Source organism: Kribbella sp. NPDC043289, assembly GCF_056436705.1.
In genome coordinates this window covers 183,742-197,655 of the sequence record NZ_JBWKCB010000004.1, presented here as the reverse complement: position 1 = coordinate 197,655, position 13,914 = coordinate 183,742, and the positions used below count along the sequence as shown (strand labels likewise).

General features: G+C 68.6%; 13 protein-coding genes. 6 read left to right on the top strand and 7 right to left on the bottom strand.

Going from position 1 to position 13,914, the window contains the following annotated elements:
- Positions 1 to 53 precede the first annotated feature (53 nt).
- Complete coding sequence (locus AC0662_RS25280; protein WP_452198234.1) at positions 54 to 338, top strand: YciI family protein; 285 nt, start codon at positions 54 to 56, stop codon at positions 336 to 338.
- Positions 339 to 401: 63 nt separating this feature from the next.
- On the opposite strand, the gene AC0662_RS25275 is transcribed toward AC0662_RS25280, so the two are convergent.
- Together AC0662_RS25275 and AC0662_RS25270 are read right to left on the bottom strand one after the other, a co-directional pair.
- Positions 402 to 1,652, bottom strand: coding sequence for an acyl-CoA thioesterase/BAAT N-terminal domain-containing protein (locus tag AC0662_RS25275; protein ID WP_478303646.1), 1,251 nt, complete (start codon positions 1,650 to 1,652; stop codon positions 402 to 404).
- Between the two features lie 52 nt (positions 1,653 to 1,704).
- A complete protein-coding gene (locus tag AC0662_RS25270) occupies positions 1,705 to 2,925 on the bottom strand; it encodes a type II toxin-antitoxin system Phd/YefM family antitoxin (RefSeq protein WP_478303644.1) in 1,221 nt (406 codons plus the stop codon).
- A gap of 175 nt (positions 2,926 to 3,100) precedes the next feature.
- Here AC0662_RS25270 and AC0662_RS25265 point away from each other — a divergent pair, with 175 nt between their 5' ends.
- Positions 3,101 to 4,627 (top strand): helix-turn-helix domain-containing protein, encoded by a 1,527-nt coding sequence (locus tag AC0662_RS25265; protein ID WP_478303642.1) that lies wholly within the window; start codon positions 3,101 to 3,103, stop codon positions 4,625 to 4,627.
- Here AC0662_RS25265 and AC0662_RS25260 read toward each other — a convergent pair.
- Complete coding sequence (locus tag AC0662_RS25260) at positions 4,592 to 5,455, bottom strand: alpha/beta hydrolase (protein WP_478303640.1); 864 nt, start codon at positions 5,453 to 5,455, stop codon at positions 4,592 to 4,594. The genes AC0662_RS25265 and AC0662_RS25260 overlap by 36 nt on opposite strands.
- Positions 5,456 to 5,541: 86 nt before the next feature.
- Here AC0662_RS25260 and AC0662_RS25255 point away from each other — a divergent pair, with 86 nt between their 5' ends.
- Positions 5,542 to 6,168: a TetR/AcrR family transcriptional regulator gene (locus AC0662_RS25255; protein WP_452198224.1), complete on the top strand. Its 627-nt coding sequence runs from the start codon at positions 5,542 to 5,544 to the stop codon at positions 6,166 to 6,168.
- On the opposite strand, the gene AC0662_RS25250 is transcribed toward AC0662_RS25255, so the two are convergent.
- Both AC0662_RS25250 and AC0662_RS25245 read right to left on the bottom strand, forming a co-directional pair.
- Positions 6,108 to 7,361 carry an MFS transporter gene (locus AC0662_RS25250; RefSeq protein ID WP_478303638.1) on the bottom strand — a complete coding sequence of 418 codons (1,254 nt, stop codon included), beginning with the start codon at positions 7,359 to 7,361 and terminating at the stop codon, positions 6,108 to 6,110. The two genes, AC0662_RS25255 and AC0662_RS25250, sit on opposite strands and share 61 nt — an antisense overlap.
- A complete protein-coding gene (locus AC0662_RS25245) occupies positions 7,358 to 7,900 on the bottom strand; it encodes a winged helix-turn-helix domain-containing protein (RefSeq protein WP_478303636.1) in 543 nt (180 codons plus the stop codon). The genes AC0662_RS25250 and AC0662_RS25245 overlap by 4 nt, the downstream gene beginning before the upstream one ends.
- 73 nt (positions 7,901 to 7,973) lie before the next feature.
- On the opposite strand from AC0662_RS25245, the gene AC0662_RS25240 reads away from it, so the two are divergent.
- Both AC0662_RS25240 and AC0662_RS25235 read left to right on the top strand, forming a co-directional pair.
- The gene (locus tag AC0662_RS25240) at positions 7,974 to 8,573 is read left to right on the top strand and encodes a dihydrofolate reductase family protein (RefSeq protein WP_452198219.1); all 600 of its coding nucleotides are present in this window, start codon (positions 7,974 to 7,976) and stop codon (positions 8,571 to 8,573) included.
- Between the two features lie 42 nt (positions 8,574 to 8,615).
- The gene (locus AC0662_RS25235) at positions 8,616 to 9,851 is read left to right on the top strand and encodes a deoxyguanosinetriphosphate triphosphohydrolase (protein WP_478303634.1); all 1,236 of its coding nucleotides are present in this window, start codon (positions 8,616 to 8,618) and stop codon (positions 9,849 to 9,851) included.
- Here the strand turns inward: AC0662_RS25235 and AC0662_RS25230 are convergent.
- Positions 9,807 to 11,708 carry an exo-alpha-sialidase gene (locus AC0662_RS25230; RefSeq protein WP_478303632.1) on the bottom strand — a complete coding sequence of 634 codons (1,902 nt, stop codon included), beginning with the start codon at positions 11,706 to 11,708 and terminating at the stop codon, positions 9,807 to 9,809. The genes AC0662_RS25235 and AC0662_RS25230 overlap by 45 nt on opposite strands.
- Positions 11,709 to 11,804: 96 nt before the next feature.
- On the opposite strand from AC0662_RS25230, the gene AC0662_RS25225 reads away from it, so the two are divergent.
- Complete coding sequence (locus tag AC0662_RS25225; protein ID WP_452198213.1) at positions 11,805 to 13,049, top strand: NAD(P)/FAD-dependent oxidoreductase; 1,245 nt, start codon at positions 11,805 to 11,807, stop codon at positions 13,047 to 13,049.
- On the opposite strand, the gene AC0662_RS25220 is transcribed toward AC0662_RS25225, so the two are convergent.
- The gene (locus AC0662_RS25220; protein WP_478303630.1) at positions 13,046 to 13,906 is read right to left on the bottom strand and encodes a TolB family protein; all 861 of its coding nucleotides are present in this window, start codon (positions 13,904 to 13,906) and stop codon (positions 13,046 to 13,048) included. The two genes, AC0662_RS25225 and AC0662_RS25220, sit on opposite strands and share 4 nt — an antisense overlap.
- Positions 13,907 to 13,914: the final 8 nt, after the last annotated feature.

The following is a 13,914-nucleotide window of genomic DNA, read 5'->3' as shown; positions in this document are numbered from 1 at the left end:
TCCCTTCCCCGCACCAATCTCCTTGTTTCCAAGGCCGTTGTAGGCTTCTGGCCATGGCTCAATATGTCGTGCAGTTGCGCTTCGACGTCGCCCAGACCGACCGCCGGATGGAGGTCCGTCCGGCCCATCGCGAGTACCTCGCGTCCCTGCGGGAGGCGGGCAAGCTCGTCGCCGCCGGCCCGTTCGCCGACCAGACCGGCGCCCTGCTCGTGTACGACGTCGCCGACGAGGCCGAGCTCCGCGACATCCTCGCCAAAGACCCGTACACCCCGGCCAACGTCTACGAGATCGCGACGCTCGCCGAATGGCAGTCCCTGTTCCCGTTCGGAGAGAAGTGAGCTGAGTCGCGGCCAACGTCTACGAGATCGCCACCCTCGCCGAGCGGCAGTCCCTCTTTCCGTTCAGCGACGGAGCGAGCTGAGTAGCGCCAGCGTCTTCGTCCATCCCTGAAGCAGCGCGGATTCGTTGGCGGGGCGGCTGCCGCCCAGATCGAAGGGACCGACGATCGGGTGGTCGATCGTCGTGCCGCGCGGCAGGTACGGCGCTCCGCCGACACCGTGGCCGGCTCCGTCGACGATCACCGCAGTGTGCGGGAACTTGCCGTGCACCTCGTCGAGCCGCTGCATGATCAACTCCGCCGACTGCTTCGAGGCCCACGTCAGGTCGCTGCCGCCGGCGACCGCGAGGACCGGCCCGTTCACACCGTCGACCGGGATCGGGTCGTCCACCGGCAACGGCTTGCCTCGGTACGTCCAGGCCGAGCCGCCCGGATGCGGGAAGGATCCGGTGACCGCGGCGCCTGGTGCGAACAGGATCGCCCCGTGTACGAGCGCCGGGAAATGGTCGGCAACGAGCAGGGCAGGTTCACTGCCGAACGACGTGCCGAGCGCCACGACGTGTGCCGGGTCGACCGCCGGCTGCTGGCGCAGCCATTGCGCCGCGGCGGCGAAGTACTCGAGCCGGATGTCACGCAACTCCTGCGGTACGCCGGCCGCGTGGAAGTACGCCACCTCGAGCACCGGATACCCGTGCGCTGCCAGCAGGTAAGTGCTCGCAGGTGGCGGCATCCCGCCTTCAGAACCGCCGAGGAACAGTACGGCGGGATGCCGCGCGCCGTCCGGCTTCGGGGCGACGTACAGGCCGGTGAGCTTGTCCTTCGCCATCGTGAGCGGCTGCGCGGTCACGCCGGGGGACGTCCACGTCCGCGTGATCGTCGTACGCCCGAGGTGCTTGCCGTGGCGGTCGACGAAGAGGTCGACGTGTTCGATCGGACTGCCGTTTTCGAGCGGCGGGATGTACGACTGGTCGTCCGGGCTTCCGTCCGGTGGGTTCATTGACCAGAACAGGCCCATGCCGTCGGTGTCCTGGTAGCTGCCGCTGGTCGGCTTGGTTGAGTCGAGGTCGACGGTGCCGTGTTTGTCAGCGGTGAACGTCGCCTCGCCGTGCCACTTCTTCCCGTCGCGGTTCACCGCGTCCGCGCCGACAGTCACCGGCTTCTGAGCGGGTAGACCGGTGACCTTCAGGTGCACCTGCTGGTCAGCGAGCGTGACTGCCTGATCGACGGTGACCGCGACATGCCCCGGTGCCGAGCATCCGGCCGTCACCAGGCATGCGACGACCGTCAACGCCGCAGCGGACAGTGGACGGTTCACACCATCAGAGTGACATCCCGCGGTTTCACTGCAGGCGGTCTCGCAGCGTGGCTCAGCCCTCCGCGTTCTCCAGGTCCAGGTGATCGACGTACGCCCACAGCCAGGCCAGGGGAGCGAGGACGAGCTCTGGATCGTTGTCCTCGTCGGCGATGAACAGCATCGAGGCCTCGCCGTTGGTGAGGTCCTCGATGACCGCCTCGCACATCTCGAGCGCGAGCTCGAACGGCACCAGCCGCGGGCCGTTCTCCCAGCGGGGCGCGGGGAGCGGGAGGACCGGCGCCTCGTCGGTGCCGTCCATCTCGACCGAGACCTTCTGGAGCTCCTCGTAGAGGTCGTAGGAGATCAGCCCGGCAATCGGTCGGCCGTCGAGACCGATCAGGTACGGGTCGTCGGTCCCGTCGCGGAACGCATCGCGGATGTCCGCCAGTGCCGCCTTGAGATCGGTCGCCTCCAGGTACGGCGCTTCGTCGGGCTCCTCGTCCGCCTCGGCCGCGACCAGTCCGCTGCGCATCTGGTCGAACTGGTGCAGCAGCGCGTTCAACTCGTCGTACGCGCCGCCGCCCGGCGTCTTCTGCGCGCGGGTCTCGAGGTCGCGCAGGTGCTCGATCAGGTCGTCCTCGAAGTGCAGCTCGTACCGCGGCAGGCCCGGCTCGCGGCCCGCGTTGATCTGCGCGACCAGCTGCGTCGACACCGGACCGATCCGCTCGGCGAGCACTTCCAGCGGCGTGGTCGGCTTCTCCTCGTCGTCGTGCGCGCAGGAGTCGTCGTCGGTCTTCCCCTCGCCCTCCATCGCGAGCAGCACCTGGAACGCCTGGAACGCGAGCAGCGCGGCGGTCGCCATCGTCCCGTCGCCGATCAGCATCAGCGGATTCCCGCCGGCTTCGGTACGACGGACGTGGTCGGGCATCAGCGTCGCGGCCTGCTCGACCTTCACCTGACTCGCGAGCGACGACAGACCGTGGTCCGCGTCCACTCCGAGCAGCTCGACCAGCCGCTCGGAGCTCATGTCGAAGTTCGACCGCAGGTAATACCGCAGCCAGCCGGCGTCGACCGGGTTCCCGAGCAGCTCCGCGATGCGCGACCGGAAGTCGGCCAGGTCGGCGATCGCCAGCACCACGAGCACCGGCTGGTCGCCGTCGCCGATCACGAGCGGCCGGGTGTCGCCGTTGTGGAACCCCTCGATCACCTGGTGCAGGCTGTCTGCGGCTGCTTCCAGCGGCCAGGACTCCGCCTCGAACTCGGTGGCCACCGCGGCGGAGGTCTCATCGGGCATCTGCTGGGGTCCTCTCCGGAGGGCGGCGGGAGTTGGAGTAACTGTAGGCGGAGTGCGTTTCACCAGGTCACACGGGTCCTCGGCGACCCTGGCGAAGGCGCGTGCGTGACATTCGCTACGCTGGCACCGGCGGGTCGATGCAGTGATATCTCACATGTGAGATAAGGTCCGGGCCATGACCGATGACTACCTGAGCCGGATCGGAAACCTCATCCGGGACGCCCGCAAGCATCGCGGCTGGACGCAGACGCAGCTGGCGGAAGTACTGAACACCAGCCAGAGTGCGGTGAACAGGATCGAGAAGGGTCATCAGAACCTCACCCTCGAGATGCTCGCCCGGATCGGCGAGGCACTCGACTCCGAAATTGTCTCTCTCGGCGGCGGCCCGGTCCACCTTCGCGTGGTCGGTGGACGCCAGTTGTCCGGCGCCATCGACGTCAAGTCGAGCAAGAACGCGGGCGTCGCGCTGCTCTGCGCCAGCCTGCTGAACAAGGGCCGTACGACGCTGCGCAAGGTCGCCCGGATCGAAGAGGTCAACCGCCTGCTCGAGGTCCTGAACTCGATCGGCGTCCGGACCACCTGGCTGAACGACGCCGGTGACCTGGAGATCGTGCCGCCGGCGCACCTCGACCTGGGCTCGATGGACGCCGAGGCGGCCCGCCGGACCCGCTCGATCATCATGTTCCTCGGCCCGCTGCTGCACCGCGAGGACGCCTTCGAGCTCCCGTACGCCGGTGGTTGCGACCTCGGCACCCGGACGGTCGAGCCGCACATGACCGCGCTCCGCCCGTTCGGTCTCGAGGTGAAGGCGACCGGTGGGCAGTACCACGCGCTGGTGAACCGGGCGATCGCGCCGGGCAAGCCGATCGTGCTGACCGAACGCGGCGACACCGTGACCGAGAACGCGATCATGGCCGCCGCCCGCTTCGACGGCGTCACCGTGATCCGCAACGCCAGCCCGAACTACATGGTCCAGGACCTCTGCTTCTACCTCGACCTGCTCGGCGTGACGATCGACGGCATCGGTACGACGACGCTCACCGTGCACGGCAAGGCCGACATCGACGTCGATGTCGACTACGCCCCGTCCGAGGACCCGATCGAGGCGATGAGCCTGCTCACCGCGGCGATCGTCACCAAGTCCGAGATCACCATCCGGCGGGCGCCGGTGGAGTTCCTGGAGATCGAGCTCGCGCTGCTCGAGGAGATGGGGCTCGACTACAACCGCAGCGCGGAGTACCTGGCCGAGAACGGCCGGACCCGGCTGGTCGACCTGACCACCCGCCCGTCGAAGCTGCACGCGCCGATCGACAAGATCCACCCGATGCCGTTCCCGGGCCTGAACATCGACAACCTGCCGTTCTTCGCGGTGATCGCCGCGACCGCGACCGGGCAGACGCTGATCCACGACTGGGTGTACGAGAACCGGGCGATCTACCTGACCGACCTGAACAAGCTCGGCGGCCGGGTCAAGCTGCTCGACCCGCACCGGGTGATGGTCGAGGGCCCGACGCACTTCTCCGGCGCCGAGATCATGTGCCCGCCGGCGCTCCGCCCGGCCGTGGTCACGCTGATCGCGATGCTGGCCGCGAAGGGCACGTCGGTGATGCGCAGCATCTACGTGATCAACCGTGGGTACGAGGACCTCGCCGCCCGGCTCAACTCGCTAGGCGCTCAGATCGAGACCTTCCGCGACATCTGAGGCGACATCTGAGTCCTGATCCTGCAGGAACGCGACGGCCTGGGTGATCACCGCTGGGTCCGAGAGGATCCGGCGGTGCCCCAGGCCGGTCGTGGGATGGAAGTGCGCCCGCTCGCCGTAACCGCGCAGCAGCACCTGAGCCTGTCGCGGGTCGACCACGTCGTCCTCGTCGTTGTGGATCACGAGGAGCTCCTGCTTGCCGGACTGCACCGAGAACCGCGTCCAGATCTGGTCGTCGCCGTCGAAGTACCTGCGCTCGATCGATCGCCGCAGTTCCCGGTTGATCTTCGGTCCCAGGTTGAGGGCGGCGCAGAAGGTGTCGGCGAGGTACGCGAAGTCCGCGACACCGCTGATCATCACCATCCGCTTCGCGGCCACGCCCTCCCGGACGGCGTAGAGCGCGAACAATGCGCCGAGCGAATGCGCGATGACCGCCTCGAACGGTCCGTGCCGCTCCTCCAGTCCGCGAATGATCTGCTGGTGCCCGAGGATCGACGTCACCGCGCCGTCGGAGTCGCCGTGCGCGGGAGCGTCGTACGAGACCGGGCTGTACCCGAGCTCGAGCAGGCGGGTCACGAAGCCGGCGTACCGCGAGGCTCGGGAGCGCCAGCCGTGGACGAGGAGCACCGGCCGCTGGCCGTCGCCCCACGCGTACGTGACGACGCCGTCGACGATCTCGACCCGCGCGGCGTCGTGGACGGCCTGCTCCGCGGAGCGCACCCGGCCGCGGGCGAGCGGCCGGCGCCACAGCGCGAACGCGAGCCTGCCGGCAATCCGCGGTGACAACGCTCCGACTGTCTGCAATCCGGCACTGACCAGCTTCTGCATGAGAACCCCTCCAGCAAACTATACGAACGATCGTATTATTAGTTTGTCAGACGGTCGGCGTCAATCAAGACCTAGGATCAGGACTCGTGGAGAAAGTGGACGGACGGCTGGTGCGCGGTGATCAGACCCGCCGCGCCGTGCTGCGCCGGTCGGTGGACATCGCGTCGGTGGACGGGCTCGAGGGGCTGTCGATCGGGCGGCTCGCGACCGAGCTCGGGATCAGCAAGAGCGGTCTGTTCGCGCACTTCGGCTCGAAAGAGGAGCTGCAGCTGGCGACGATCCGGGCCGCGCGCCGGATCTACGCCGACAACGTGGTGCTCCCGGCGTTCGAGATCGAGCCCGGTCTCGGGCGGGTCTGGGCGTTGAGCCGGCACTGGCTCGACTACTCGCAGAGCCGGGTGTTCCCGGGCGGCTGTTTCTTCCAGAAGGTCTCCCACGAGTACTCCGCGCGCGACGGCGCCGTCCAGGAGATGCTCGCCGCCGTGCACCGCGAGTGGATGGACCTGATCGAGACCACGATCGGCGAGGCCGTCGAGCGCGGAGAGCTGGCGGGTGATCCGAAGCAGCTCGCGTTCGACCTGAACGCGTACTACGAGGCCGCGAACCTGGCGTCGATCCTGCACAACGACAACACGACGTACGAGCACGCGCGTCAGGCCGTGCGGACCCGGCTGGAATCGGCTGTCGTTCCTGGCGCTGCGGTGCCCTGGTGAGTCGGTAGGTCGCGGCGCGTGCGGATCGGTGAGGCGAGCAGGGTCAGGCCGGCCAGCGGTACGCCGGCTGTCGTGATCCAGAGCGCCGGCGTCAGACCGAGTGTCTGACCGAGCGCCCCTCCGAGCAGTGCGCCGAGCGGGATGGTGCCGTAGTTGACGAACGCAGTCGTCGCGGTGAGGCGCCCGAACAGATCCGGCGGGCAGTACGACTGCAGGAAGGTCGCCTTCACGACGTTTCCACCGACCACGCCCAGGCTGACTCCGAACGCGCCGACCAGGTAGAACCACGGGCTCGCGCCGCTCAACGGGATCAGCAACGCCAGCGTCGGCAGGCCGAGTTCGCACAGCAGCAGCGCCCTCGCCGTACCGAGCCGAATGGCCTGGCGGCCGACGAAGGCGCCGATGACGCCGCCGCTGGAGGCCGCTGCGATCAGGGTGCCGACCGCGCCGGCGGTGAGTCCGGCCTCGCGGACCAGGAAGACGACGGCTATCGCCTGATAACCCATCAGCGCCAGGTTCGAGACGGCTCCGAAGATCGTCAACGTCCGCAGCCAGACGTCGTGGACGACGAACCGGATGCCCTCCCGGATCGCGCCGGCTTGCCGAGGATTCGTCGTACGGCGTTCCCGGAAGCGGATCGCGGCGAGACAGCCGAGCGCGATCAGGAAGCTCGCCGCGTCCACGAGCAACGCGTTGGCCGCACCGGCGAGTTGGACCAGCAGCCCGCCACATCCGAGTCCGGCGATCTGCGCGGCCGACGCGCTGCCGTGCAGCTTCGCGTTCCCCTCGGCGTGGTCGGGCGGGTCCAGCAACGTCGGGAGATAGGCGGTGTACGCCGTCTGGAAGACGACCGCCGCGGCGCCGACGAGTCCCGCGACCACCAGCAGCAACTGGATGGTCAACAAGGAGCCGGCCAGCGGAATCGTCACCAGCAGGAGACCGGAGGTAGCCGAGGACACCAGCATCACCGGCCGACGACGTACCCGGTCGATCCAGGCGCCGGTCGGCAGGCCGATCAGCAGCCACGGAGCCCACGACGCAGCGGTCAGCAGACCGACTTCGAAAGTCGTTGCGTCGAGCATCGAAATCGCGACGAGCGGGAGCGCGACCGCGGTGACCGCGCTGCCGAAGCGGTTGATCGTCTCGCCGATCCAGAACAACCGGAAGTCGCGGTGCGTCCGCAGCAGGCTCATGAGCGGCGCGGGAACGACTGCAGCTGGACGATCACCCGTTCGGCCCCGTCCGCCGGCTGGGTGGCTCTGTAGCGATCGATGACAGCCGCGATCTCCTCGTTGAGATTGTGCAGCTGTTCCGGGGACAGGTTGAGGTCGCGCCAGTCCGAGAGTCCGGCCGCGTGCTGCCATTCGGCCGGCCAGTCCTCGTCGACGTATGCGCGAACTCGGTCGTAGTAGCGCTCCACGAGATCGCGCAGGTACACGTCGAGGGAGCGCCGGGTCTCCGGGTCGTCGAGGAACTCGGACGGGTCGAGCACCGTCGGCCCGGGTGGGAGCCGCCACCAGCGCTCGCGCTTCGTGCCGCGGTCGGGGTCCTCCTCGAGGTACCCGTGCTCGGCGAGGAGTCGCAGGTGCCAGCTGATCGTGCCGGTGTTCTCGCCGAGCCGGGTCGCCAGCGTGCTGGACGTCGCCGCTCCGTCGAGCTCGATCGCCTCCAGGATGCGCATCCGGAGCGGGTGGGCGAGTCCGCGCAGGCTTCGGGCGTCGATCCGTCGCATAATTGCAGAGTAATCTCTGCAGAGGAGTCTCTGCAACCATGGATTGTCGGTGGGCTTCCCTAGGTTGGGCGGTATGCGGCCTCATGTAGTGGCTCAGCTGGCGGTCTCGCTGGACGGGGTGGCGTCGGGATTCGACGTCGACCTCGCGCGGTTCTATGCGCTGGCGACGCTCTGGCAGGAGGACGTGACCCTGATCGGCGCGGACACGATCCTCGCCCAGGAATCCGCGGTCCGCGCAGCACCGCGGCGCGCGCCCCGAGCGGAAGGCCCGCTGCTGGCGGTCGTCGACAGCCGAGCGCGAGTGCAGAGCTGGACGTCGCTACGCGAGCTCGGCTACTGGTCCGACGTACTCGCCCTCTACGCCGACCAGACACCGGCCCGCCCGCCAGACGCGACGACCCGTGAGTTGGTGACGGGCTACGAAGAAGTCGACCTGCTGGAAGCCCTCACAGTGCTGGGCCGACGCGGCGTTCAGACCGTGCGCGTGGAGTCGCCGACCCTCCTTCGGACCTGCCTCGACCAGGAATTGGTGGACGAACTCGCCCTGCTCGTCCATCCGGTACTGGTCGGTGGTGAACGTTGGTACGACACCCGCCGGCTCCACCTCCGGCACAGCGGCACCGAAGTCTTCACCGACGGGGTCCTTTGGATGCGGTACTGCATAGACATCTGAACGTCGCCGAACTGTCGGTCGCCGTCGGTACTGTGAGTGGTGATGAGGAAGCAGCATGATGGTTACGACGAGCATGATGCCGAGCGGTGGGTCGCCGAGCCGGTCAAGCGGCCGGGGCGGACGGCGTTCGCGCGGGATCGCGCGCGCGTTCTGCACAGTGCCGCGTTGCGCCGGCTGGCGGCCAAGACGCAGGTCGTCACGGCGGGCAGCGACGACTTCGTCCGCAACCGGCTGACGCACAGTCTGGAGGTCGCGCAGATCGGCCGCGAGCTGGCCGCGACGCTCGGTTGCGACCCGGACATCGTGGACGCGGCCTGTCTGTCGCACGACCTCGGTCATCCGCCGTTCGGGCACAACGGCGAGCGCGCGCTCGACCAGGTCGCCGCCGAGATCGGTGGATTCGAGGGCAACGCGCAGACCCTGCGACTGCTGACCCGGCTGGAGTCCAAGACGTTCGACGCCGACGGGCGCAGCGTGGGCCTCAACCTGAGCCGCGCGACCCTCGACGCCGCAACGAAGTACCCGTGGGCCCGGCGCCCCGGCGCACGGAAATTCGGGGTGTACGACGACGATCTCGCGGTGTTCACCTGGTTGCGTCCAGGGGTGGGGGAGCGGCGCTGTCTCGAGGCGCAGGTGATGGACTTCGCCGACGACGTCGCGTACTCCGTGCACGATGTCGAGGACGGGATCGTCGCGCATCACATCGACCTCGCCGCGGTCGACGCCGAGCGGGCGCCGTACTGGGAGACCGTCCGGCAGATGTATTTGCCGGAGGCAAGCGATGCCGAGCTGGACGAGAGCTGGGACCGGCTCAAGGCGCTGAATTACTGGCCGGCCGCCGCGTTCGACGACAGCCGCCGGGCGCTCGGCGGGTTGAAGGACCTGACCAGCCAGCTGATCGGCCGATTCGCGACCGCAGCCGAGCAGGCCACGCACGCCGTCTTCGGTCGCTCCCGCTTGATCCGGTACGAAGCCGATCTGGTGGTCCCTGACGGTGTTCGCACCGAGATCGGTCTGCTGAAGGGCGTCGGGATGTTCCACGTCCTCAACTCGCCCGAGCGTCAGGCCCGCCGCGCGACGCAGCGCGTGCTGCTCACCGAGCTTGTCGAGGCGCTGTGGAAGACCGCGCCGCGGCACCTCGACGTCCCGTTCCGCTCCGATTTCGCGGAGGCGAGCGACGACAACGCCCGCCTCCGCGTAATCGTCGATCAGGTCGCGTCCCTGACCGACCCGTCAGCCCAGGCCTGGCATGCCAACCTGGTCGAACGGCAGGTCTAGACCCAGCCGCGGCCAGACCGGCCGGTTCGTCTTGCGGATCTGCTGCAGTTCGCTGTCCGACAGCGCTCGCCGGTAGACCCGGACCTCGTCGAGCGTGCCCTGGAAGCGGTTGGCGCCGTCCACGCGCTGTCCGACATGGATGCCCTGAACGCCGAACTCCTTCCCGGCCGTGACCGAGCCGGCGGGTGCCGTCGCCGAGCCGACCTCGGCGCCGTCGATCACCAGTCGCAGCTTGCCGTTGGCCCGTTGCAGTACGACGTGGTGCCAGGCGTTGTCGTTGTACGCCGACGTGGACTGCACCGTGACGTTGAAGCGGTCGACCGACAGCAACGCCCGGATGCGATTGCTCTCCGGTTCGGCGCGGAGCCAGACCTGTGGCGTCGTACCCGAGCCGGTGCGATAGGCCCACAGGATCGCGCGTGATCCGGTCGTCGCGCCGTACTTGATCCACGTCATCATCGTGAAGTCGTCGGCGCCGAGATCGATCGACCGGTCGAACGGCACCTCGACGTAGTCGTCCACACCGTCCAGCGCCAGCCCGTTCCCGAACTTGCCTTCGGCAACGGTTGCGCCACCGCGAACGTACGCCGGGTTGTGCGCCGGGCCGGTGTCGGGCGTTGTCGGACCCGGCGCCGGCGGACCGGGGATGCCGGGTGGCGTGCCGTTCGGTGTCGACAGGTACGCCTCGTTGAAGCGTGCCCAGCGGATCGTCTCGTACGGGTTCGCGACCCCGGCCTCGTACAGCAGACCTGCCTGATCGCCGTCCAGCCGAACCATGTCGGAGTACGCTGACGGTCCCCAGTAGAAGACCTTCCCCTGCTGCCAGGTGCCGAACGACCGCGCCTCGTCGTACGACGACCTGACCGTCATCACCTCGCGCGCGGCGGGGTGCGCCGGTGCCGAGAACAGGATCCGGTTGCGCTCGTCGCCGTCGTTGCGGGCGCTGAAGCGGAGCAGCGAGCCCTGGACGTCGGGCATCACCAGTTGCGGGATGGTCCGGAACGGTGCGTCGAACGTCGCGCCGCCGTCACTGCTGATCGCGTACGCGCGGTTGCCCGGGTCGGTGCCGCGCTCGCGGGCCAGCGCGTAGATGCGGCCGTCGGTCAGCTCGACGACCGTGACTTCCCCGGCGATCACCGAGCCGTCGTCGCGGGAGGTGGTCGCGCCGATGTGCCAGGTCTCGCCCGAGTCGTCGGAGTACAAGAGGTGGACGCCGTAGACGTGGGGGCCGACTCCGTCGTACGTCTCGAAGTTGGCGCCGACGATCAGGCGGCCGGCGTGCGGGCCGTGTTCGAGCTGGATGCCGTGCATCGGGCCGGTCGCGTACCAGAAGTTCCAGCTCGGCAGTTTGGCGTCGGTCAGTTCGCGCGGGGCGGTCCAGGTGCTGCCGTTGTCGTCGCTGGTCTGGACGTACGGGTCGCGGTCGCATCCGTTGGTGCACGGCTGCGGGCCGTTGTGTGTCGTCACAAGGACGATCCGGCCCGTCCGGGCGTCAACCATCGGAACCGGGTTGCCGTGGGTGCTGCCGTTGCCGTCGGAGACGACCTGCAGCGGTCCCCAGGTCTTGCCGCCGTCCGACGACCGGCGTAGCACGATGTCGATGTCACCGTCGTCGCCGCAGTCCGCGACCCGGCCTTCCGCGAACGCGAGTACCTCGCCGTCGGCGGCCCGGACCATGGCCGGGATCCGGAAGCACGAGTAACCCTCGGTCTTCTGCTGGAACAACACGCTGTCCTCGACGAACGGGGCGGCCGAGTCGCCCTGATCAGGCTGGGCAGCGTGAGCGGTAGGGGTGATGAGACTTCCGAACACCAGTAGGGCGGCGGCCGCGAGACGGCCTGGTGTGAGTACGCGCATGACTCTCCAAGGAGGACATAGGACGTATTATGTCCTCCGAAAAATAGCCATACGTGCCGCGCACGGCAAGAGTTCGTGGGGTACTAAGGTCGTTTCATGGCTGATGCAGAGCAGATCGTGATCGTCGGTGCGAGCCTCGCGGGTGCGACCGCGGCCAAGGCCCTTCGCAAGGAAGGCTGGACTGGCGGCATCGTGCTGATCGGCAGCGAGCAGGCGCTGCCCTACGAGCGACCGCCGTTGTCGAAGGGCGTCCTGCTCGGCAAGGACGGGACCGAGTCCGCACAACTCCACGACCAGCAGTGGTACGACGACAACTCCATCGCTCTCCGCCTCGGGACGACGGTGACCGCGATCGACCCGAGCGCGCACACGGTGACGCTGGACGACGGATCACAGGTGTCCTACGCCAAGCTCCTGATCGCGACGGGCAGCCGGGTGCGCAAACTCGACGTACCGGGGAACGACCTGCCTGGGGTGCACTACCTGCGGACGGCCGAGGAGTCGCAGGCGCTGACCGACGCGTACGCCGCCAAGCCGCGGGTGGTCGTGGTCGGTGCCGGATGGATCGGGCTCGAGGCTGCGTCGGCCGCGCGGGAGCGTGGCTGCGAGGTGACGGTGGTCGAGCCGCAGGCGACGGCGCTCGCCTCCGTGCTGGGTCCGGAGGTCGGAGAGGTGTTCGCCGAGTTCCATCGGCAGCACGGGGTGCAGTTCCGCTTCGGGGCCGGCGTCGAAGGTTTCGAGGGCACCGACAAGGTGACCGGCGTCAAGCTGTCCGGGGGTGAGGTCGTTCCCGCGGACCTGGTGGTCGTCGGGGTCGGCGTCCGCCCGAACACCGAGCTCGCCGAGGAAGCCGGGATCGAGGTCGCGACGCCCGACAACGGCTCCGGGATCGTCACCGGTCCGGATCTGCGCACGTCGGTGGCCGATGTGTACGCGGCCGGCGACGTCGTGCGCTGGGACCACCCGCTGTACAACCGGTCGGTCCGCGTCGAGCACTGGCAGAACGCCATCGACACCGGCAAGACCGTCGCCAAGGCGATGGTCGGCCAGGACGCGTCCCACGACGCGATCCCGTACTTCTTCACCGACCAGTTCGACCTCGGCATGGAGTACGCCGGCGAGGTCCCGCGCGGCACCTCCACCGAGGTCGTGTTCCGCGGCGACCCGAAGTCCGGCGCGTACTTCGCCTTCTGGCTCGACGGCGACCGGCACCTGCTCGCGGGCATGCACGTCAACGAGTGGGACACCGGCCTCGACGCGGTCCGCGCCTTGATCCGCTCCGGCAAGCAGGTCGACCCGTCCCGCCTCGCCGACACCGCCGTGGATCTCGCCGAGGTCTAGACCGGGTAGGCGACGTACGCGATCGCGGCGCTGTCCGGGGACCAGCTCGGCACGTTCATCGTGCCCTGGCCCCCGAACAGCGTCGTGAGCTCACGGATCTCGCCGGCTGCGGTGAGTAGCCGGAGTCGTACGTCGGCCACGTCGGCGGGATGCCCCTCGATCCCCGGCGGGAAGCTCACGTAAGCGATCGCGGAGCCGTCCGGCGCGGGGTGCGGGAACCAGTTGACGCGATCGTCGAACGTCAACTGCTCCGGCTCGCCGCCTCGCGTCGGGACGCGGAACAGCTGCGCGTGCCCGGGCGCCCGCGCCGCGCGTTCGGAGTTGAAGTAGATCCACTCACCGTCCGGGCTGTACTCCGAACCGTCGTCCGCGAACTCGTCGTTCGTGACCTGTACGTCGTCCCCGCCGCCACTCGGGATCGTCCAGACGTTGGTGACCCGCCGCTCGCCGACCCACTCGAGGCCGATGTACGCGAGCGTCGTACCGTCCGGCGACACCCCGTGCAGATAGTGGTGGAACCTCGGCCCGCGATCGTTCGTCACCCGCCGCCCGGCTCCGCCCGCGATCGGCACGGCGTACAAGTGACCGTCTTCGGCCGACACGTAGACCGTCTGCCCGTCCGGGCTGACGACGTGATCGTTGTTGATGGCCGGGACTCCGCCGAGCTTGATCTCCTCGAGGCCGTCCGCGACCCGGAACAGCAACCCATTGCCGTTGACAACCAAAGTCCCGTCCGGCAGCCAGTTCGGCGCCTCGAACAGGACCTCCGCCGAGCTGAACACCGACCGGCGGTCACCGCTCGCGACGTCGACGACGTACAGCTCGGACCGCTGACCTGGGCGAAGGGTACGTGGCATACCCGTTA